The 22,381-nt window shown below is 32.8% G+C and carries 24 protein-coding genes; 23 read left to right on the top strand and 1 reads right to left on the bottom strand.

The window, feature by feature from the left end:
* The first annotated feature begins 25 nt into the window (after nucleotides 1–25).
* The 15 genes from ACMGE9_RS12155 (at nucleotide 26) to ACMGE9_RS12225 (ending at nucleotide 12,091) form a co-directional block, all read left to right on the top strand.
* Complete coding sequence (locus ACMGE9_RS12155) at nucleotides 26–424, top strand: hypothetical protein (protein ID WP_414043029.1); 399 nt, start codon at nucleotides 26–28, stop codon at nucleotides 422–424.
* 37 nt (nucleotides 425–461) lie between these two features.
* Complete coding sequence (locus ACMGE9_RS12160) at nucleotides 462–1,169, top strand: demethylmenaquinone methyltransferase (RefSeq protein ID WP_414044503.1); 708 nt, start codon at nucleotides 462–464, stop codon at nucleotides 1,167–1,169.
* Nucleotides 1,170–1,189: 20 nt separating this feature from the next.
* Nucleotides 1,190–2,161, top strand: coding sequence for a hexaprenyl-diphosphate synthase large subunit (gene hexs-b, locus ACMGE9_RS12165; RefSeq protein WP_414043030.1), 972 nt, complete (start codon nucleotides 1,190–1,192; stop codon nucleotides 2,159–2,161).
* A 72-nt stretch (nucleotides 2,162–2,233) separates the two neighbouring features.
* On the top strand, nucleotides 2,234–2,680 hold the full coding sequence (ndk, locus tag ACMGE9_RS12170) for a nucleoside-diphosphate kinase (RefSeq protein ID WP_414044504.1): 447 nt from the start codon (nucleotides 2,234–2,236) through the stop codon (nucleotides 2,678–2,680).
* A gap of 134 nt (nucleotides 2,681–2,814) precedes the next feature.
* On the top strand, nucleotides 2,815–3,972 hold the full coding sequence (gene aroC / locus ACMGE9_RS12175) for a chorismate synthase (RefSeq protein WP_414043031.1): 1,158 nt from the start codon (nucleotides 2,815–2,817) through the stop codon (nucleotides 3,970–3,972).
* Nucleotides 3,973–5,097, top strand: coding sequence for a 3-dehydroquinate synthase family protein (locus ACMGE9_RS12180; RefSeq protein ID WP_414043032.1), 1,125 nt, complete (start codon nucleotides 3,973–3,975; stop codon nucleotides 5,095–5,097). It begins immediately after the preceding gene.
* Entirely contained in the window at nucleotides 5,087–6,391 is a 1,305-nt protein-coding gene (gene aroA / locus ACMGE9_RS12185; protein WP_414043033.1) for a 3-phosphoshikimate 1-carboxyvinyltransferase, read from the top strand. Before ACMGE9_RS12180 ends, aroA begins: the two co-directional genes overlap by 11 nt.
* Nucleotides 6,391–7,605: a tetratricopeptide repeat protein gene (locus ACMGE9_RS12190; protein ID WP_414043034.1), complete on the top strand. Its 1,215-nt coding sequence runs from the start codon at nucleotides 6,391–6,393 to the stop codon at nucleotides 7,603–7,605. The genes aroA and ACMGE9_RS12190 overlap by 1 nt, the downstream gene beginning before the upstream one ends.
* On the top strand, nucleotides 7,605–8,162 hold the full coding sequence (locus ACMGE9_RS12195; RefSeq protein ID WP_414043035.1) for a YpiB family protein: 558 nt from the start codon (nucleotides 7,605–7,607) through the stop codon (nucleotides 8,160–8,162). The genes ACMGE9_RS12190 and ACMGE9_RS12195 overlap by 1 nt, the downstream gene beginning before the upstream one ends.
* The gene (locus ACMGE9_RS12200; RefSeq protein ID WP_414043036.1) at nucleotides 8,152–8,577 is read left to right on the top strand and encodes a DUF2487 family protein; all 426 of its coding nucleotides are present in this window, start codon (nucleotides 8,152–8,154) and stop codon (nucleotides 8,575–8,577) included. Before ACMGE9_RS12195 ends, ACMGE9_RS12200 begins: the two co-directional genes overlap by 11 nt.
* A 119-nt stretch (nucleotides 8,578–8,696) precedes the next feature.
* Complete coding sequence (locus tag ACMGE9_RS12205) at nucleotides 8,697–9,200, top strand: ubiquinol-cytochrome c reductase iron-sulfur subunit (RefSeq protein WP_414043037.1); 504 nt, start codon at nucleotides 8,697–8,699, stop codon at nucleotides 9,198–9,200.
* An 11-nt stretch (nucleotides 9,201–9,211) separates the two neighbouring features.
* Entirely contained in the window at nucleotides 9,212–9,886 is a 675-nt protein-coding gene (qcrB, locus tag ACMGE9_RS12210) for a menaquinol-cytochrome c reductase cytochrome b subunit (protein WP_086042577.1), read from the top strand.
* A 32-nt stretch (nucleotides 9,887–9,918) separates the two neighbouring features.
* Nucleotides 9,919–10,707: a c-type cytochrome gene (locus ACMGE9_RS12215; RefSeq protein WP_414043038.1), complete on the top strand. Its 789-nt coding sequence runs from the start codon at nucleotides 9,919–9,921 to the stop codon at nucleotides 10,705–10,707.
* A 49-nt stretch (nucleotides 10,708–10,756) separates the two neighbouring features.
* Nucleotides 10,757–11,341, top strand: a complete 585-nt coding sequence (locus ACMGE9_RS12220) for a DUF1405 domain-containing protein (protein ID WP_414043039.1) — start codon at nucleotides 10,757–10,759, stop codon at nucleotides 11,339–11,341.
* 54 nt (nucleotides 11,342–11,395) lie between these two features.
* The gene (locus tag ACMGE9_RS12225; RefSeq protein ID WP_414043040.1) at nucleotides 11,396–12,091 is read left to right on the top strand and encodes a zinc metallopeptidase; all 696 of its coding nucleotides are present in this window, start codon (nucleotides 11,396–11,398) and stop codon (nucleotides 12,089–12,091) included.
* Nucleotides 12,092–12,221: 130 nt separating this feature from the next.
* Here the strand turns inward: ACMGE9_RS12225 and ACMGE9_RS12230 are convergent, their stop codons facing one another.
* Nucleotides 12,222–13,100, bottom strand: a complete 879-nt coding sequence (locus ACMGE9_RS12230) for a YitT family protein (RefSeq protein ID WP_414043041.1) — start codon at nucleotides 13,098–13,100, stop codon at nucleotides 12,222–12,224.
* A gap of 60 nt (nucleotides 13,101–13,160) precedes the next feature.
* On the opposite strand from ACMGE9_RS12230, the gene ACMGE9_RS12235 reads away from it, so the two are divergent.
* The 8 genes from ACMGE9_RS12235 (at nucleotide 13,161) to asnS (ending at nucleotide 22,347) form a co-directional block, all read left to right on the top strand.
* On the top strand, nucleotides 13,161–13,487 hold the full coding sequence (locus ACMGE9_RS12235; protein WP_414043042.1) for a nucleotide pyrophosphohydrolase: 327 nt from the start codon (nucleotides 13,161–13,163) through the stop codon (nucleotides 13,485–13,487).
* Nucleotides 13,484–13,852, top strand: coding sequence for a methylglyoxal synthase (gene mgsA / locus ACMGE9_RS12240; RefSeq protein ID WP_414043043.1), 369 nt, complete (start codon nucleotides 13,484–13,486; stop codon nucleotides 13,850–13,852). Before ACMGE9_RS12235 ends, mgsA begins: the two co-directional genes overlap by 4 nt.
* Before the next feature lie 9 nt (nucleotides 13,853–13,861).
* A complete protein-coding gene (gene bshA / locus ACMGE9_RS12245) occupies nucleotides 13,862–14,986 on the top strand; it encodes an N-acetyl-alpha-D-glucosaminyl L-malate synthase BshA (RefSeq protein ID WP_414043044.1) in 1,125 nt (374 codons plus the stop codon).
* Nucleotides 14,987–15,003: 17 nt separating this feature from the next.
* The gene (locus ACMGE9_RS12250; RefSeq protein WP_414043045.1) at nucleotides 15,004–16,227 is read left to right on the top strand and encodes a CCA tRNA nucleotidyltransferase; all 1,224 of its coding nucleotides are present in this window, start codon (nucleotides 15,004–15,006) and stop codon (nucleotides 16,225–16,227) included.
* Nucleotides 16,220–17,188: a biotin--[acetyl-CoA-carboxylase] ligase gene (locus ACMGE9_RS12255; RefSeq protein WP_414043046.1), complete on the top strand. Its 969-nt coding sequence runs from the start codon at nucleotides 16,220–16,222 to the stop codon at nucleotides 17,186–17,188. Before ACMGE9_RS12250 ends, ACMGE9_RS12255 begins: the two co-directional genes overlap by 8 nt.
* An 8-nt stretch (nucleotides 17,189–17,196) precedes the next feature.
* On the top strand, nucleotides 17,197–19,788 hold the full coding sequence (locus tag ACMGE9_RS12260; protein ID WP_414043047.1) for an exonuclease domain-containing protein: 2,592 nt from the start codon (nucleotides 17,197–17,199) through the stop codon (nucleotides 19,786–19,788).
* Nucleotides 19,789–19,864: 76 nt separating this feature from the next.
* Nucleotides 19,865–21,049, top strand: a complete 1,185-nt coding sequence (locus ACMGE9_RS12265) for a pyridoxal phosphate-dependent aminotransferase (protein WP_414043048.1) — start codon at nucleotides 19,865–19,867, stop codon at nucleotides 21,047–21,049.
* Nucleotides 21,050–21,051: 2 nt separating this feature from the next.
* On the top strand, nucleotides 21,052–22,347 hold the full coding sequence (asnS, locus tag ACMGE9_RS12270) for an asparagine--tRNA ligase (protein WP_414043049.1): 1,296 nt from the start codon (nucleotides 21,052–21,054) through the stop codon (nucleotides 22,345–22,347).
* Nucleotides 22,348–22,381: the final 34 nt, after the last annotated feature.

Here is a 22,381-nt window from a genome sequence, read left to right on the forward strand (position 1 = left end):
AGAATAACTAATTGAGGTAATGATGATGTCTTTTTACGAAACATTTATGCGAGATATTGAAAAGTTAACAGCACGTTATCCTTTTTTTGAAATGATAGCAGTTGACGAAAATATTTTAACTAAAACAGCAAATATGAATATTGATGATCAAACGAAATGTGCGATTCTTGCTATTGACACGAGTATGCGTATGCAAGATTTAGTAACGGATGACAACAAAGATTGCTATGTGCTGTCAACTGACTTACTTAGTGCATTATTTTATCAATATTTAGCAAGCCCCTTTCATCAGCATCATTATCAAGTATTAACGGAATGTGTTGCTAAACAAAATGAATTAAAACAACAATATGCAGATACTAAAGATCAAAATTTAAAAAATACAATTAATAATATATTCATAGCGCCTTTTATTGCGCAATAATACATAGTTGAAAGTGGTGTTAAGTATGCCGAACCAAATGACAAATGAAGAGAAAACTGAAATGGTACATAATGTTTTTCAAAACGTTTCTTCAAAATATGATAAATTAAACGATATTATTAGCTTTAATCAACACAAAGCATGGCGTAAATATACTATGAAACAGATGAAAGTGACTAAAGGCTCTAAAGCATTAGATGTTTGTTGTGGTACAGGTGACTGGACGATTCAGATGGCAGAAGCAGTTGGACCAAAGGGTCATGTTACGGGTCTAGATTTTAGTGAAAATATGTTAGAAGTTGCGAAATCAAAAGTGAAGAACTACGATAATATTAATTTAATTCATGGAAATGCAATGGAAATGCCATTTGAAGATAATCTGTTTGACTATGTGACAATTGGATTTGGTCTTCGTAATTTACCAGATTTTGAAAAAGGTTTAGCTGAGATTTATCGTGTATTAAAACCAGGGGGTATGTTAGTCATTTTAGAGACAAGTCATCCAACAATGCCTGTTTTTAAAGAAGGATATACAATGTATTTCAAATATGTTATGCCGATATTTGGTAAAATATTTGCAAAATCAATGAAAGAATATAGTTGGTTACAGCAGTCAGCTTTTGATTTCCCTGATAAATACGCTTTGGCGAAACTAATGGCGGGTGTAGGATTTACGCACATTAAATTTAAAGGCTTTACGGGTGGCGTAAGCGCAATGCATAAAGCGATTAAACCACAGAAATAAATGAGAAATGGATGATTGCAATGAGTTATAAGTCATATTTAAAACCACATATCACACGAGTTGAACAACAATTGAATCTAGTCATTCAAAGTGACTCAAAAGTGATACAACAGGCAAGTATGCATACACTGCAATCGGGTGGTAAGCGAGTTAGACCTATGTTCGTATTACTTTCAGGCTTGATGGGTGATGAAAAGTATTATGATCAATTAATGAATACAGCTGTGAGTTTAGAATTAATACATATGGCAAGTTTAGTGCATGATGACTATATCGATAATAGTGATAAGCGACGAGGTGTAGAAAGTGTGCACACAGCCTTTAATAAGAGTATTGCACTTAGAACAGGGCATTATTTACTTGCCAAAGCATTAACTAATATTAGTCAAATCAATTCCACAAAATTTCACCAAATATTTAGTCAAACAATACTTGAAGTGTGTTTCGGTGAATTTGATCAAATGTCAGATAGATTCAAGTACCCTATTTCATTTACTCAATATCTTCGAAGAATTAACCGTAAAACAGCGATATTAATCGAAGCGAGTTGCGTATTAGGGGCTATGAGTACAGAGGTGGATAATAAATCACTGTTTCATCTCCGTAAATTCGGTCATTATATTGGGATGAGCTATCAAGTTATTGATGACATGTTAGATTATACGAGTGATGAGATGACGCTAGGCAAACCTGTGGCAAGTGATATCCGTAACGGTCATATTACATACCCTTTAATGGCTGCAATTCACAACAATAATAATCCCAAACGACATCAACTTGAACAAAGTATACATCATTTAAAGACAGAACAAAGTGAATCAATCTTCGAGTTCATTATACAAAACGTAAGAGCATATGGTATTGAAGATGCGAGAATATTGAGTAAAAGGTATGCAGAAAAAGCAAAATATCACTTAAGTCAATTAGATGATTGTGTCCAAAAACAATATTTATTAGAAATTCATGAAAAAATGTTGTATCGTGTATATTAAGAATTGAAAGTAATCGCTTTCAATGATAAACTATTCAAGGCTACACAAAAAACAATGAGGTAGGGGTAAATGATGGAAAAAACTTTTTTAATGATTAAACCTGATGGGGTTGGACGAGGACTTGTTGGAGAAATCGTAAATCGCATCGAAAATAAAGGAATCAAAATTGTTGGCGCTAAATTAATGACTGTTTCTGAAGATTTAGCAAAAACACATTACGGAGAACATAGTGAAAAACCATTCTTCGGAGAATTAGTTGATTTCATTACTTCTGGTCCTGTTTTTGCAATGGTATTAGAAGGGGAAAACGTTGTAGAAATCGGAAGAACTTTAGTAGGTAAAACAAACCCTGCTGAAAGTGCACCTGGAACAATCCGTGGTGACTTCGGTATGACAGTTGGCAAAAATATTATTCACGGTTCTGACTCAGTAGCATCTGCTGAAAAAGAAATTGCATTATGGTTTAAAGAAGAAGAAATTATCGCTTATGATTTAGTGACATCTACTTGGGTGTACTAAGTTAATCTGAATAAGACAGTTACCAAAAGGTAGCTGTCTTTTTATGTTTTATACATAAATTAAATATTAAATTGGAGTCTCATGCATTTATTTGATAAGATTTAATAATGATAAACATTAAGGAGCGATTGATTTTGAGATTTTTAACGGCTGGTGAATCACATGGTCCGAAACTAACAGTGATAATTGAAGGTATGCCTTCTAATATGCGACTAACAAGCGAAATGATTAATAAAGAATTATTTAAACGTCAAGGAGGATATGGACGTGGGCGTCGTATGCAGATTGAAAAGGATACAGTAGAGATTACTTCTGGTGTACGTCATGGTATTACGCTCGGCTCACCAATTACATTAGTCATTAATAATGATGATCATAAGCACTGGCTCAATGTGATGGGCATAGATCCTAAAGATGATACAGAACCCATAAAGCGTGTTATCACGAAACCACGTCCAGGGCACGCTGATCTCGTAGGAGGTATGAAATACCATCATCGTGATTTACGTAATGTATTAGAGCGTTCAAGTGCACGTGAGACTGCTGCACGTGTTGCCGTAGGTGCAGTTTGTAAAGTTTTGCTGAAACATTTAGGTATTGATATTTTTTCTCGTGTTGTTGAAATTGGCGGCGCACGAGACAACAACGACTACGATATTGAAGATATAAAGAAAAATAATGATAACAATGATGTGCGTTGTATTAATGATGATGTTTCTAGGCAAATGCGTGAGACGATTGATCAAGCAAAATCAAATGGTGATTCTATCGGTGGTGAAGTACAGGTCATTGTTCAAAATGTACCTGTTGGATTAGGAAGTTATGTACATTACGATCGAAAGTTAGATGGTAAAGTTGCGCAATCAGTTATCAGTATCAATGCGTTTAAAGCAGTATCATTTGGCGCTGGATATGATATGAAACATTTACCTGGAAGCAAAGTTCAAGATCCAATTGTCTATGGGGCTTCAGGTTATTATCGTTTATCTAATCAACTCGGTGGATTTGAAGGTGGTATGACAAATGGTATGCCAATAATTGTGAATGCAGTTATGAAACCAATTCCAACATTATATAAGCCTCTTGATTCGGTAGATATAAATACTAAAGAACCGTATAAAGCTTCAATAGAACGCAGTGATAGTTGTGCTGTTCCAGCAGCCTCTATTGTGTGTGAACATGCAGTAGCTTTTGAAATAGCAAAAGAAATATTGGAAGAATTTCAATCGAATGATTTAGCTCAGTTACAAGATAATATTGAACGTCATAAAGCTTACATAAAGGAGTTCTAAATGAAACTCACGACAAATTATCAATCCGATCGATTCGTAAAAAATTATGATATTACAGTTGTAGAAAATGCATTAGCACTTGAACACGATTTTAGTCAGTATCATCAATGCTTCGCTTTAATAGATAGAAAAGTTTATAGATTAAATCAAAAAAAAGTTGATGCATTTTTAAAAAGATATGATGTGGAAAAAATAATGATTCCGTCTGGCGAAGCTGTAAAAACGATGCACAATTTTGAATTGATTGTGGAACTATTACTCGAAAAAAATATTAAACGTAATGATTGTTTAATAGCAATCGGTGGTGGCGCGACAGGTGACTTCACTGGATATGTTGCAGCAAGTGTATTACGTGGTATTGCATTCATACAAGTACCGACAACTATTCTTGCACATGATGCAGCCATTGGAGGAAAAACAGGTATCAATTCTAGGCGTGGCAAGAACTTAATCGGTGCATTTAAACGTCCAGATCAAGTGATTTATGATATCGCGTTTCTTGATACATTAAGTGAAATGGAACAATTAAGTGGATTTGCAGAAATTGTAAAACATGCATTTCTGAACGGATATTACGATGTTAATATAAATAATAGAATTGTTAATCAAGATTTAGAACGTTTAATGCAAGATTTTACATCTATTCATGACTTAAAAGATAAAAATAAATTACAAGCTTGGATTACTTATGGTATTCGAACGAAGTTGAATGTTGTTGAATGTGATGAACTTGAAAGTGGCATACGAAAGTTTTTAAACTTCGGTCATACTTTAGGTCATGCATTAGAATTTACACATAAATTACCACACGGTATTGCTGTGATGCACGGGATGATGTTTTCGCTTGTTTTAAGTGGATATGAGGATAAGGTTGTTTTAGCATATTATCAATGGTTTAAGCAACTTGGCTATCCGGTAGTTGAAGTTAAATTGTTTGAACAATATTTTGAATTACTGCAAAAAGATAAGAAAAATGAAAGTGAATACATTAGCTTTGTAGTAATGCAACACCATACTGGCAACTTAAAAGATGTGTTTCATATGCAATCATTTAATCAAGATACTTTGAAACAAAAATTTGAGCATTGGGTTAACATATTAAGGAGTTGTTACAATGAAGTGTAATGGATTAATCGGTGAAATTATTGTGCCAGGAGACAAATCAATCACACATCGTGCCATCATATTAGGGAGTTTATCTACGGGGAAGATGAATATTATTGATCCTTTATTAGGAGAAGATTGTATCAGTACAATTAATATTTTTCGTCATTTAGGTGTCGATATTCAAATTGATGAAGCACGTCGTAAAATAAATATTGATTCAAAAGGCTATCGTAATTTTAAGGAACCCACACAAGTGTTGGATACAGGAAATTCAGGAACGACGACACGATTATTGTCTGGTGTGCTTGCAGGTTTGCCATTTATGACAGTAATGAGTGGAGATCACACAATAGCTAAAAGACCGATGGATCGCGTGATAAATCCGTTACGTTTAATGGGTGTTGATATAATAGGGAGTAAAAATAACAATCATACACCACTCGTTATTAATAGTAGACGAAATCAAGTTGAGATTGATGGTGTGACATATGATATGCCAGTAAAAAGTGCACAAGTGAAGTCGGCCATTTTGTTTGCGGGGTTGTATGCAAAAGACGATGTATTGGTTAAAGAACAAGTGACATCTAGAAACCATACAGAGTTGATGTTTCAACAATTTGGTGTAGATATAGGCGTACGAGATGGTTATATTCATTTACCGAAACAATCTATTAATAAGTTAATGACGACAGATTTACAAGTACCTGGAGATATTTCATCAGCAGCATTTTTTATTGTAGCAGGTTTAATCATTCCAAATAGTCATATAGTTATTAAAAATGTAGGTACGAATGTCACTCGTTCAGGTATTATTGAAGTTGTTCAAGCAATGGGTGGTCAGATTACGTTATCATCTGAAAGTAACGGAGCTGAGCCTATTTCTAATATTGAAGTCAAATATACGGATACTCTAGTTGCAACAGATGTATTTGGTGATATGATACCTACATTGATAGATGAAATTCCTATCATTGCATTACTCATGACTCAAGCTGTAGGCAAGAGTATTATTCGTGACGCTGAGGAGCTCAGAGTAAAAGAAACAAACCGTATAGACAAGGTAGTTGAAAGTATGAACCAACTTGGCTATCATTTAGAAGCTACAAAAGATGGAATGATTGTGTATGGGCAGGAAAAAACTACAATGCAGAATCAGCAATTTTCAACGTTTCATGACCACCGTATAGGAATGTTACTTGCTGTGGCGAATTTATTAGAAGATAAAGAGATGGTTATTAATCACTTTGAAGCCGTAAACGTTTCATATCCTACATTTATGAATGATTTAAGAAAATTACAAGGAGGGCACTAATGGATATTTATCAAATAATTGACCAAATCCATCTGCAAAATTTAGAAAACTTAGACGTGTCAGTGGAAAGTGCTTTATTTACTGAAGACCATGATGCATTGTTCCAACTAGGTGATACATTACTACAATATGGATTAAATCCACAAGGACTGAAAGTATTTACTAGGCTATTTGAATTATACCCGGAAGAACCAGACGTGATGGCTTATTATATTGAATGTTTAATCGATGACAACCAGCACGACAAAGCAATAGAAGTATTGCATAATACACCACTTTCGGTTGAGCGTTTAATGTTAGAAGCAGATATTTATCAACAACAAGATATGTTTGAAGTTGCAATTGAAAAAGTGAAACAGGCATATACGATGTCGAGTGAAGATCCAATTATTATCTTCGCTTTAGCAGAATTATATTACTTTGATGGACAATATCTACCTGCAGCGAGAAGTTACGAATATTTAATCAATAATGGTATAGATCGTGTCAACAATGTAAATATACAATCACGTATTGCAGATTGTGTATTACAATCAGGAGATTATGAAGAAGCAGTTGAACATTACGAAAAAATGGACGACAAAGATTTACTCAGTGATGATTATTTCAAAATGGCAATAAGTTATCAAAAAGCTGACCGTATTGAACTTAGTATCCAAACATTACAAACATTGTTAGACAAAGATCCTGATTATATGCAAGCTTATTTATTGCTTGTTAACTTATTAGAAAGTGAACGTAAATATAACGATGCGATTCTTGTCGGTCAAAAAGGTTTAAGTTTAAATGAGTTTTATAAAGAGTTATTAGTTGATACTGGACGCATAATGATAAAAATGCATAATGAAAAAGGTGTTGAGTACTTAATTCAAGCATTAACGATTGACCCTTCTTATGTTGAAGTGGGGCTATTACTTGCTGATTATTATCGAGAAGAGGAAGCTTATGAAGAACTTGTGAAGTTATTTACATATATCGATGAAGAAGATTTAGATCCTACTGTGATGTGGCATTTAGCATATAGCTATCAGCAACTAGAAAAAGATAAAGAAGCAAGTCATTTCTATGCTGAAAGTTATAACGTGTTGAAAGAAAACCTAGCTTTCCTTACTGATTACTATAACTATGCACGTGAAATTGCCAACACTAAACTTGCGGAACAATTATTTGCACTGATGCAACAAATTAATCCGAATGCGGATATTGATGCATAATGAATCACGATATGATTGAAACTCGCAGTGCCTTTATTAAGTATTTGCTCCATCAATATGATATTCATGATAAAAATACTGTATGGTTACTCAATTTAATCAAAGATAAAGACAATATATTAGAACAGTTACAATTTAAAAAGACAACACACTTAAGTGACCAATTAATTATTTTTAAAAATTTTAAAGTACATTTAATCTTAAGTCACGGCATTTATACTGATAGTGATGTTATTTTTCATTATCTGCTTAAAAATGAACATCGCTTATACGTCAATATATTATTTAGTGATATGAAGTACGACACAATTTGTCAGCAAGAACTGATGCATCAAATCAATTTTTTAGTGATGGACGAACATGATTTACGACTTGAATATATTGAAACGAAGATTGATTTGTATGAATTATTGACACATCAAAGATTATTTCAATACATAATTGATCAAATCATTTTAGCTATTGAAGATACATTAATCACTAAAAATGAAAGTAGATTTGCTGCTTTATCGCAATTGAAAATAGATTTGGAGGAGAAGCGGAGCCATGTTATTTAATCATCAAGATTTAAAAACATTACAAAATGAATTGGAATATATAGATACTGCCATTGTACCAGTAATTCCTGTAGATTATTCAAAGCACTTAATGGATATCGCAGATAACTATGAAATGATTCAATATGTAACGATGGGTGTTGAACAACAATTTAAAGGAAGATTACTTGTGTTACCTCCATTACAAGTTATAGATGATACAATGTTAATTGATACAGTAGAGTCACAATTGATAACATTTGGTTTTAAAAATTTAGTATTTGTTACACCCCAAAAATTTAATTTAGAAAAAGATAATGTTCATAAGATAAATATTTTACCCCTTGAAACGCTTGATAATGAGATGAAACAAGCGTTTGTTCAAGATAATATAAAAGCTTTAATGAAAACAATCGTTTTACTTTGGAATAAATAATGATAAATTTAGTACATAAATTGTGACATCTTATTGACCAAGCTACTTTTATAAGCTAAAATTGATATGTCCTAGTATATTTTATATTAAAGAATCGCGTTTAGAGGGGGGAAAATTAAATGAGCCAACGTGTCACAAGACGCCAATTTTTAAACTATTCCCTTATGGGAGTTGGATCATTTATGGCTGCTGGTATGGTATTACCAATGGGGCGTTTCGCACTTGATCCTGTATTCAAATCTGGAGAAGCAGGAGATATGATTACGACAAGTCTTAAAGTTTCGGAAATTACTGAAGAACCAACGAAAGTTGATTTCAAGTACGAACAAAAAGATGCATGGTATACCAGTGAAGTAACAGATTTTGCTTGGGTTTTTAAAGAAGGAGAAAACATTGTCGCAATGTCTCCAGTTTGTAAGCACTTAGGTTGTACAGTAACTTGGAATGGAGATAAATCTAATCCAAATCAATTCTTCTGTCCATGTCATAATGGTCGTTATGAGAAGAATGGAGCAAACGTTCCTGGTACACCACCACTTGGGCCATTAGATCAGTATGAAACTGGCGATAAAGGTGGAATGCTTACAATCGGTAAAAAACATCCAAATAAATTAGTGAAATAGGAGGGTAAAAAATGATCGATAAAATCTATGATTGGGTCGACGACAGACTTGATATTACACCAATCTGGCGCGATATCGCAGATCATGAGGTGCCTGAGCATGTAAACCCTGCTTATCACTTTTCTGCATTCGTATATTGTTTTGGTGGATTAACATTTTTCATTACTGTAATTCAAGTATTATCGGGTATGTTCTTAACAATGTATTACGTACCAGATATTGTTAACGCTTGGAAATCAGTTTATTATTTACAACATGATGTAGCGGCAGGAGTTATCGTACGTGGTATGCATCACTGGGGTGCAAGTTTAGTAGTAGTAATGATGTTCTTACATACGCTTCGTGTATTCTTTACAGGTAGTTATAAACAGCCACGTGAATTAAACTGGTTAGTTGGGGTATTAATTTTCTTCGTAATGTTAGGATTATCTTTCACAGGTTACTTATTGCCTTGGGATATGAAAGCATTATTTGCAACAAAAGTAGGTTTACAAATTGCAGAATCAGTGCCGTTTATTGGACCATGGGTTAAGACTTTATTAGCTGGTGATCCGCAAATTGTTGGTGCACAAACATTAACGCGATTCTTCGCTATTCATGTGTTCTTCTTACCTGCATGTTTATTCGCGTTGTTAGCAGCTCACTTTATCATGATCAGAAAACAAGGTATTTCGGGGCCACTATAAACACGAATATACTATAAAAGGAGGTAATATAGATGCATCGCGGTAAAGGGATGAAGTTTGTTGGTGACTCACGTATTAAATCATATGAGAAACCAAAGTTAAATCGAGATTATTCAGAATTTCCAGGTAAAACAGAAAGTTTCTGGCCTGATTTCTTATTAAAAGAATGGATGACTGGTGCTGTATTCTTAGTAGCATATTTATGTTTAACGGTTGCACACCCATCACCACTTGAACGTGTAGCGGATCCATCAGATACAGGTTATACACCATTACCTGACTGGTATTTCTTATTCTTATATCAAATATTAAAATACACTTATGCATCAGGTCCATTTAACACATTTGGTGCAATTGTAATGCCTGGTATTGCTTTCGGAGCTTTAATGTTAGCACCGTGGTTAGATAGAGGTCCAGAAAGAAAATGGACAAAACGTCCTCTAGCTTCTGGATTTATGTTATTAGCTGTTGCTATCATTTTCTATACGACTTGGGAATCTTCACATTATCACGACTGGAAACAACAAGCTGCACAAGGTAAAATTGTTTTCACAAACTTAGATAAAAAAGATCCAACTTATGAGAAGATTATTAAATCAAACTGTACAAGTTGTCACGGTGGTGAATTAACTGGAGGATCTGGTCCTAACCTAGTTAAATCACAATTACCTGCAGCAGGCGTTGAAGGATTTGTTGAAAAAGGTGCTGGTGCAATGCCATCATTTAAAGATACTTTAACTAAAGAACAAATTAAAGAAGTAGGTAAATTCATCGAAGGTTTAGAAGAAACTGATGAGAGTGGAAAACCTATTAAGAAATAATAACTAAAGAATCATCACAAGGATGATTCTTTTTTTTTTGAGGTGACGTATGATTGAACAGTTCTATTATTGGATACAAAATAAAGTATTTTTAATCGTCATTATTATGTGTAATTTGTTAGGTACATTATACGGATACTATTGGTATACGGGGCAACTTGAAGAAACTAAATGGTACTTTATACCTTTTGTACCCGATAGCCCAACAGCAACCTTATTTTTAATCATTGCTTTAACTGCAATTATTCTAAAAAAACATTTTCCGTTATTTGAATGTTTAGCTTTTATAACGCTAATTAAATATGGTGTTTGGGCAGTTGTTATGAATATTTTTACCTTTATAGAGATGGATGAAGTTACTGTAATTGGCTTAATGTTATGTATGTCACATAGTATTATGGCAATTCAAGCATTAATGTTCTTTCCATTATTTAAAATTAAATTAAAACATGTTTTAATTACTGCAATATGGGTATTTCATAATGACGTAATTGATTACGTTTATATGCAATATCCTGTGTACAGTATGCTAAATCAATATATACAGCACATCGGTTACTTTTCTTTTTGGTTGTCTGTATTTTGTTTTGCATTTTTACTTTACTTTATGAGAGAAGATATAACATTTGATTAATTTTGACCTTTTTAATAAAATAAAGTTAATCTAATTTAAGGAGGAAATACATTTATGAGTTATATACTGTATTTTATTATTATCATGTTAGTACCGATGTATTTTCAATATAAAGTGAAATCAACTTATAATAAGTATAGTCGTGTACGTTCAACAAGTGGCAAGACTGGTCAACAGGTTGCTGAAGAAATTTTAGCAGCAAATGGTATTACGGATGTAAGAGTTATTGAAGGAGAAGGTTTCTTATCAGATCACTATGATCCTAATAAGAAAGTAGTAGTATTAAGCCCTTCTAACTTTAGACAACCAAGTGTAGCTGGAACAGCAATTGCAGCGCATGAAGTTGGACATGCTATCCAACATGCAACAGGTTATAGTATGTTAAAGGTGCGTAGTGCATTGGTGCCATTAGCAAATTTAGGTACAACATTTAGTTATATGTTAATTATGATTGGAGCTGTACTTACAGGCATGAGCCAACAGGGTGGGGGCATTGGAACAATGGCTATTTGGGCTGGTGTTGCATTAATGTCATTTGCCGTTTTATTCTCAATTGTTACTTTGCCTGTCGAATTTGATGCAAGTAAAAGAGCAATGAATCAAATCGAAGCTTTGCATATAGTAAATGAAGAAGAATATCGTCATGCGAAAAGCGTTTTATCTGCAGCAGCGATGACTTACGTTGCGGCAACAGCAGTTGCTGTAGCAGAATTCCTAAGATTCTTTATGATGGCGAGAAATTCTGATTAATTAAATACAAGAACTAATGGACAACAAACAAAAACCGACGCAAGTTATAAATCAATATTTGATTTATAACTTGCGTCGGTTTTATCTTTTTAGTCAAATGATATATATGTTTGAAGTCTTTTTCAAGCAATTATCTTTCGATTGGTTTCTTAAACTCATCCAGCGTAAATCCCTCTCCTAATACATCATGAACGTCGATTAATGATACGAAAGCATGAGGATCGATGCTGTTGATTAGTTGTTTCAATCGGGTTAGCTCATTTCGTGGTACAACACAATAAACTATGGGTCTTTCTGCTTTTGAATAATGACCACTTGCAGAAATTAATGTCACACCGCGTTCTAAGACTTTGCTGATTTCGTCGGAAAGTGCTTCATGATGTTCAGAGATAATCATTGCTCCACGAGCAGAATATCCGGAGTCTTGAATCATATCAATTACACGGGCACCCACAAACACACAGACGAGTGTGTACATTGTAATGCGATAATCACCTATTGTTATATAAGTTGCTAAAATAACTAAACAGTCAAAAGCAAACATTGTTCTTCCCATAGGTACTTCAAAATACTTCTTCATTAATCGGGCTAGGATATCAACACCCCCCGTAGTACCACCAAATCTAAAGATGATCCCAAGTCCAACACCGATAAATACACCTCCAAATAAACTAGCTAAAAGGAGGTCATCTTTTAGATTAATATGTAAAGGATATTTTTCGCATATTGCTAAAAATAACGATACACTTAAAGTACCGATTAACGTATAGATAAAAGAAAGTTTACCAAGTAACTTATAGCCTACAAAGAATAATGGAATATTGAAAATCAAATTCATTAAAGCAGGGCTAAACTGAAATAAATGATATAATATTAAAGCGATACCTGTAAATCCACCTTCAGTTAATTCATTTGACATATTGAAATTGACAATACCAAAACTGAAGATAAATGCACCAATTAAAATCATAATAATATTGATTATTTTAATTTTAGCAGTTGTTTGCATTTTCTAACCCCCTTTACAAAATTTATTATACCTAATAACTTTATCAAATTGGAGGTATTTATGAAATCTTTAAATGAGATGCAACAAGAAGTAGATGATTATATTAAACAATTTAAACTAGGGTATTTCACGCCAATGGAAAATATGGTGCGGTTAACAGAAGAAGTTGGAGAGTTAGCACGTGAAATTACTCATGTATATGGTCCTAAACAAAAGAAATTATCAGAGAAAGAACAAGATATTGGTATTGAGCTTGCAGATAATCTATTTGTGTTAATTTGTTTAGCAAACTCCATGAACATTAATCTAACTGAAAGTTTTAATCAAACAATGGATAAATTTAATAATAGAGATAAAAATCGATTTGAAAGGGTGGATGAATCGTGAGATTTGCAATCATTGCACATGATCAAAAGAAAGATGCACTAGTAAAGTTTATTGAAGATCATATAGAGGAGTTTCGTAAGCATGAATTATATGCAACCGGAACAACGGGATTACGTGTGATTGAGCGTACTGGATTAAGCGTTACTCGTTATAAATCTGGTCCACTTGGGGGAGATCAAGAAATTGGTGCACTTGTAGCTAATAAAGCCATCGATGCTATATTCTTCTTTAGGGATCCACTAACAGCTCAGCCTCATGAACCTGATGTTAGCGCATTATTACGTTTATCAGATGTATATGACGTTCCGCTTGCTACAAACGAAGGAAGTGCGCTTGCTATAATCACTTATTTTGAATTACTTTAGGAGGCAATTATGAAGATAGGAATTACATGTTACCCAACCATGGGCGGTTCAGGTATTATTGCAACCGAACTTGGAATAAAGATGGCAGAGAGAGGGCATGATGTACATTTCATTACATCAAATACGCCTTTTAGAATACAATTTCAAATGCCGAATATAACAATTCATCAAGTGGATGTTAATCAATATTCAGTATTTCAATTTCCACCGTATGATATAACGCTTGCAACCAAGATTGCAGAAGTAATTAATGTGTATGATTTAGATGTTTTGCATATGCATTATGCAGTACCACATGCTATATGTGGCATTTTAGCACGTCAAATTGCAAGAAGAGATGTTGGCATTGTTACAACTTTACATGGCACAGATATCACCGTTCTCGGTTATGATTCAACTCTCAAAGATGCGATAAAATTTGGCATCGAAGAAAGTGATGTTGTAACGAGTGTGAGTAATGCTTTAACTCAAGAAACATATGATATTATTGGACCAAATAAAGATATTCGTACTGTTTATAATTTTATTAATGAAAGTGATTTTAAGCAAATAGACAATAAATCATTAAGAAAGTGTTATGGCATTCCTGAGGAATATAAAGTATTAATTCATGTTTCAAACTTTAGGAAAGTTAAACGTATTCAGGATGTTATTAAAACGTTTAGTCTTGTTCGTGCAAAAATTAAATCGAAATTAATATTACTTGGCGATGGACCAGAACTTACAAAAATGCGTGCATATGCAATGAAATTAGGTGTACTTGAAGATGTCATGTTTTTAGGTAAACAAGATAAAGTGGCAAATTATTATCAAATGTCTGATTTATTCTTGTTGATGAGCGAGAAGGAGAGTTTCGGTTTAGTATTATTAGAAGCTATGCATACAGGTGTCGTTTGTATTGGCACAACAGCTGGTGGTATTCAAGAAGTCGTCAAACATAATGAGACAGGATTTATTGTAGAAGTGGGTGATACTGTTGCCGCAAGTGAGCACGCAATTGAGTTATTAACAAACGATGCACTTTATTCAAAATTCCAGTCAGCAATGAAAGCAGATATTAATGAAAGATTTCATTCAACGAAAATAACAGATCAATATGAAGAGATTTATCAATTCTTAGCTCAAAAATATTAAATTTAATGGAGTCATTTATGAAGTTAGAAATATCTCAATTAAGTAAAGAAACACAAGCATTAATTAAAGATGCCAATCAAGTGATTGGAGAATTATATAAACATGGATATGAGGCATATATTGTGGGTGGAGCAGTACGTAATATATTGCTTAAAGAAGATATAAATGATATTGATATTACGACGAATTGTTTGCCCGAGGATTTATTAAGTATATTTGCAAGAACAGTACCAATTGGTATAGAGCATGGAACAGTCCTTGTTTTATGGGGAAATAATCAATTTGAAGTAACAACTTTTAGAACTGACGGAGAATACATAGATCATCGACGTCCAGAACAAGTACAATTTGTATCCGATTTAAAATCCGATTTGGAACGTCGTGACTTCACAATTAATGCATTAGCAATTAATGATTCATTTGACATCATAGATTATTTCGACGGTCAAAACGATTTAATAAATAAACAAATACGTGCTGTTGGTATTGCTGAACATCGTTTCCAAGAAGATGCTTTACGTATAATACGCGCGATCCGATTCCAAAGTGTATTAGACTTTGAAATTGAAGAACATACGTTACAAGCTATACATAAGCTTGCAACAACGATTAAGTATGTGTCCATTGAACGTATTGTTGTTGAAATGAAAAAATTATTGCAAGGTAAAGGAATAGAAAAAGCATTAAAATTATTTTATCAAACGATATATGATTATGTACCATTTTTTAAAAGTTTAAAAGGTGATACTGAAGCGTATCAATTTCATTCATCAATTGAATTTAATATTTATATTGCGTATATCATCTATTGTGAACAAAAATTTGGTCATGATTTGATATCACAAATTTCTACCTTAAAGCTTTCAAATCAAGACAAGAAAAATATTAAAGATTTAGTTACAATATTTGACCATTTAAATAATCCAAAAATGACTAAAAAGGCTTTCGTGTATCGGTTTGATTTGACAATGATTCAAACTGTAAATGAATTTATTCAAGCAGAAGGTTTGTTTTTTGATAATTTAATGGATAGCCAAGAAACTAAGCATATTTATCGACAACTACCGATTCATTCACGTGATGATATAAATATAAACGGAAATATTTTAATAAACTACCTTCAAAAAAAACCAGGACCATGGCTTAAGACGCTTATAAATACAATTGAAATTGAAGTAATCGAAGGTCGACTGGACAATCAACAAGAAACAATATTGGAGTGGGCGAAACAACATGTCTAAATATAAACAAGAACTACTGTCGTATTTAATGGCACATCAATTGGACTATGTATCTGGACAGAAATTAGCAGAGCATTTTAATATTTCACGCACTGCCGTTTGGAAAGTAATTGAGTCTTTAAAGTCTCAAGGCTATCAATTTGAATCTATTAACAATAAAGGTTATCGCATTACGTCACTTCCAAATCATTGGGATAGCGATTTATTATCTTATTTATTACAAGATTCGATATTTCAACAACAATTTGTATTTGAAGAAGTGACATCTACGCAGACAGTTGCTCATGAATTAAGTATGAAGTACGATGAACCGCTCATGATATTGAGTGAATTACAAACAGCTGGGAGAGGTCGTTTTAAACGTACTTGGGATTCTAAAGCGGATAAAGGATTATGGATGAGCCTTGTGATGCACCCTAATATTAGTTATCAACAAATCGCAACGTTTAATTTATTCATGTCCATTGCGATTGCAGAAGCAATTAAAAAGGTAGCACAACTTGACCCTAAAATTAAATGGCCAAATGATATCTATATTAATAATAAAAAAATATGTGGGTTTCTAACTGAAATCGCTGGAGATTCAGATGGCGTGCATACAATAATTTGCGGTATAGGAATAAATATTAATCATACACATGAAGATTTTGACGAAAAGTTAAGACAGACTGCAACGAGTTTAAAAATTGAATCAAAAGCAATATTAAATCGTTATACATTTATAGAGACGCTTATTGAATCAATAGAACAATATTATAAATTGTTTCTTACTCAACCATTTTCTGAAGTAAAAGGTGTTTATAAAAGCTATTCAATGATATGGGATAGAAAATTAAGGTATACTGAAGGTGACAAACAAATTTATGGAAAAGCAATCGATTTAAAAGATGATGGAGTGCTCGTAGTGCTAGATGAAACAGGTGAACTTCATCAATTTATTAGTGCTGATATAGAAGTGTAGGTGTAAATATGGCATTAAAATATGCTATTGTAGATATCGAAACAACTGGGAATAATTTAGAAGTTGATGAAATGATTCAAATCGGTGTATGTATTATGAAAAACAATCAAATCATCGATACTTTTGAATCGTTTATTCACACAACTCAACCGATTCCTCCATTTATTCAATCATTAACAAAAATAAATAATGAAATGGTCGAAAATGCACCAACATTTCAAACCATTGCAGCGCACCTGTACGATTTATTAAAAGGGTGTGTTTTTGTTGCGCATAATGTAGACTTTGATTTAAAATTTTTAGAAAAGTATTTTAATGAAAGTAAATTTAATTACTGCCCTAAATACATAATTGATACAGTTGATGTATTTAAAATTGTATTCCCACAAATGGCGAGATATCAACTTTCATATTTATCTGAGCAGTTGCAAATTAATTTGTTGAATGCACATCGTGCAATAGATGATGCGAATGCGACTTGTGAAATATTAATGATTGCATTAAACAAATTGAGAGAACTACCCATTAATACATTAAAATCATTATATAATCATGCAAAACCTATGCGTTACCACTTTGATGAGGTTTTATTTGAATTAATTCGTGATTATCAAAGTAGGCCAATTGCCTTTGAAACAACAAAAGGTATAAGTTTCATCAAACAAAACAGAAAAGAAAATTCTATACAAATAGATACTACATTTGAAGCTTTTTTCGAAGAAACTATTCAAAAACTCGGTTTCGTGTATAGAAGAGAACAATATCAATTATCTTATGAGATATATTTAAATCTAAAAAAACAGTCAGAAATTACGATTGAAGCTGAACTTGGAAGTGGCAAGACATTAAGTTATTTGTTAGCGGCTGCATATTTCATCGCAAAAACCAATCAGTCTGTGTTAATATCTACTTCTACAATTGCGTTACAAAACCAGATGATTGATTATGATATTACATTATTAAGACAACAAGGAATTGAATTACCGTATCAAGTTATCAAAAGTAAAAATCATTATTTGACTATCGAATTTGTGGATTACATTCTAAAAGATAGTAAAAGTAATCATGATATATCCATATTAAAAATGCAGTTGTTGATATTTTTAATGAGTGGGAATGATGGTGATATAGAACAATTAAATTTAAATGGTGGCCGTAAAATATATTTTGAATTAATGCGCAGTTTGTATGTTCCTAAACAGCATGAAACGTATTTATTTGACTTATTTTCTGAGACTGCACATATTGGCATTACGAATCATGCTCATTTATTATCAAATCGAAAACAAAATGTATTTGAAAATTATCAGCACATAATCATCGATGAAGCACATCAAATCTTAAATTATGCATTGAAATATACGACGTTTGAACTAAAATATCAAGATTTAAAATATTTAATTTCTCAAACACTTCAAGAATTTGACACAAGTGGCGTTAGTCAAAAGCAAAAATTAAGTGATTTAACATTTTTTCAATATGGCAGTATTAATAATGAACTGCAACAATTGAATGAAAAGTATGAACAGTTGTTTGATTTTTTAATCACTAATTATTATTCTGATCGTATTGTCCGTGCTGAGATTGAAGCCGATAATGAAATTTCTATATTAATCAATGAATTAATCAATACGTTATCTACAATTGCTTTAGCACCAAATCTGTCGAGTATTCAACGCAAAATGGTACAAAATTTAAACGGCTATTTTCAACGATGCGCTCTTAATATAAAGAATCATGCTGAACTTTATTTAATGTTTAATAATAATAATAAATCTGGTATTCAAATTATATTAAAAGAAAACAAAATTAAAAATGTGATTGGTAAATACATTATTAATGCCTTTGATGCTAAAATTTTTATCTCTGGTACGATTAATTCGATTAACGAACATAATGTGTTATCTGACATATTTATGGAAAGTCAGAAATACATTAAATTTGAGTCATCATTTGTGAAGTATAAAGCACCTTTGTTCATACCGACAGATATTCCAGCATTTGATTATCAACATCAAGAGGATTATATTGAAAAGTGTTTAGAATATATTTTAATGTATTTAAATAGCTATGAAGGTAAAGTTTTGATTTTACTTAATAGCTATCAACAAGTCGAAATTTTACGTGATTATTTATATGATATGGCCATTGATCAAGTGATTTTGACACAAAATAGTGATGTTAATACGACGAAGTTGAACCAACAATTTAATCAATTGGATAAAGGTGTATTGTTAGCGACTCAAACATTTTATGAAGGTATTGATTTTAAATATGATGGCGTAAAATGTGTAATGATTGTTTCATTGCCATTTATGCATCCAAAAGATTTAAATATAGCGTTAATGAAAGACGAAGTAGAAGATGTATTCATAGATTATCAAGTGCCAGTCGCTGTGAATAAACTACATCAAGCAACCGGACGTTTGATACGAAATGAAACAGATAGAGGTTGGATGATTTGTTTTGATAGACGTATTGTTGATAGTCGATATGCAAATAAATTTAAACACATATTAAAAAACTATGAACAATATGATGGAAATATTGAAGATTTTGAACAATTTATGCATCGACTCTTTAAAACTTTTCATAAATAAGGCACAAAACTACTTAATTATTCGCTTGTTTATTGGTAAACTATTCTTATATTGATCCTAGGAGGAATGAGGAATCGTGGAATTATCTCAACGTGTTCAAAAATTAACACCATCAACGACTTTAGCAATTACAGCAAAAGCAAATGAATTAAAAGCTAGTGGTAAACCTGTTATTGGTTTAGCAGCTGGAGAACCTGATTTTAATACACCTCAAAACATCATTGATAAAGCTTTTGAAGCTGTACAAAATGGTGCAACAAAATACACACCATCTGGTGGTATGAAACAATTGAAAGAGGTTATTCAAAAAAAATTAAAAAATGATAATAATTTAGAATATAACTTGAATGAAATTATGGTAGCAAGTGGTGCAAAACATGCATTATATAACTTGTTTCAAGCATTATTAAACGAGGGTGATGAAGTTATCGTACCTATCCCGTATTGGGTTAGTTATCCTGAGCAAGTTATATTAGCAGGTGGAACAGTAGTTTACGCAGATAGCGATGAAACTACTGATTACAAAGTGACAATTGATACTTTAAATAATGTAAAAACAGATAAAACAAAAGCGCTCATATTAACATCACCAAGTAACCCTAGTGGCATGGTTTACACGAAAGAAGAATTGCAACGATTAGCTGAGTGGGCAGTGGAAAATAATATTATTGTTGTATCTGATGAAATCTATGAAACACTAGTCTATGATGGTGAACATGTAAGCATCGCTAGTTTTAACGAAGATATTAAGGCTTTAACAGTCGTAATTAACGGTGTTTCTAAAAGTCATTCAATGACAGGTTGGCGAATTGGTTACGCTTGTGGAGATGCTAAATTAATAAAAGCTATGACTGATCTATCAAGTCACTCTACTAGTAATCCAACGACACCTTCTCAATGGGCTGCGGTTGAAGCATATAACGGGGATAAAACTTTCTTAAACGAAATGAATAGAGTTTTCAAAAGTCGTTTAGATGAAATTTATCCTAAGTTGATGGAAATACCAGGGATTCAATGTATTAAACCTAAAGGAGCGTTTTATTTATATCCGAATGTAAGTGAAACAGTTAAGTTATGTGGTTATGACAACACAGAAGACTTTGTTACTGCGTTATTAGAAGAGAAACTAGTAGCAGTTGTGCCGGGTTCAGGCTTTGGTTCGCCTAAAAATATCCGCTTAAGTTATGCTACAGATTTAGAATCAATGCATGAAGCGATTAAACGTATTAAAGAATTCGTAGAAGAGAAAATGGAGAAATAGTCATGACAAAAATTACAATTAATCAAGCAAGCAAATATGTAGGACAAGAAGTTACGATTGGTTCTTGGATTTTAAACAAACGATCTAGCGGTAAGATTGCATTCTTGCAGTTACGAGATGGTACAGGTTTTATGCAAGCTGTTGTTGTTAAAGAATCAGTAGGTGAAAATTTATTTAAAGTTGCAAAAGGAATTACACAAGAGACATCATTATATATTACTGGTGTGATTAAAGAAGATGAACGTTCTGATTTTGGATATGAAATGGAAGTAACGGGTATTGAAGTGATACATGAAGCAGTAGACTATCCGATTACACCTAAAGCACACGGTACTGAATTCTTAATGGATCATCGTCATTTGTGGCTGCGTTCAAAACGTCAACATGCTGTGATGAAGATTCGTAATGAAATTATTCGAGCAACATATGAATTTTTAAATCAAGAAGGATATACAAAAATGGATCCTCCGATATTAACAGGATCTGCTCCAGAAGGTACAAGTGAATTATTCCATACTAAATATTTTGATGAAGATGCATTTTTGTCTCAATCAGGACAATTATACTTAGAAGCCGCTGCAATGGCTCATGGTAAAGTATTCTCGTTTGGACCGACTTTCCGTGCGGAAAAGTCAAAAACACGACGTCATTTAATCGAATTTTGGATGATAGAATTAGAAATGGCATTTTATGAGCATGATGATAGCTTAAAAGTACAAGAAGAATATGTATCATATGTTGTACAATCTGTTCTCAAAAACTGTCAGTTAGATTTAAAACTGCTTGGAAGAGATGTTGAAAAACTTGAGAAAGTTAAAGCACCATTCCCAAGAATAACATATACTGATGCGATTAAATTTTTAGAAGAACAAGGATTTGATGATATTGAGTGGGGTGATGATTTCGGAGCACCTCATGAAACAGCGATTGCCAATCATTATGACTTACCAGTATTTATTATTAATTATCCAACGGGTATTAAACCGTTCTATATGCAACCTAATCCTGATGAAGAAGGTACAGTGAAATGTGCTGACTTAATTGCACCAGAAGGATATGGTGAAATTATCGGTGGTTCTGAGCGTATTTGGGATCTGGAATTAATAGAATCTCGCATTAAAGAGCATGGATTAGACCCTGAAGCTTATGGATATTATACTGATTTACGTAAATACGGAAGTGTACCTCATTCAGGCTTCGGTTTAGGGTTAGAGCGTACTGTAGCTTGGTTATCAGGTGTAGAACACGTTCGAGAAACAAGTCCATTCCCACGTTTATTAAACCGTTTATACCCGTAATATTAATATAAATACAAGTTTATTCACAAAAATA

This window comes from Macrococcus animalis (assembly GCF_047425875.1).
Lineage (GTDB): Bacteria > Bacillota > Bacilli > Staphylococcales > Staphylococcaceae > Macrococcoides > Macrococcoides animalis.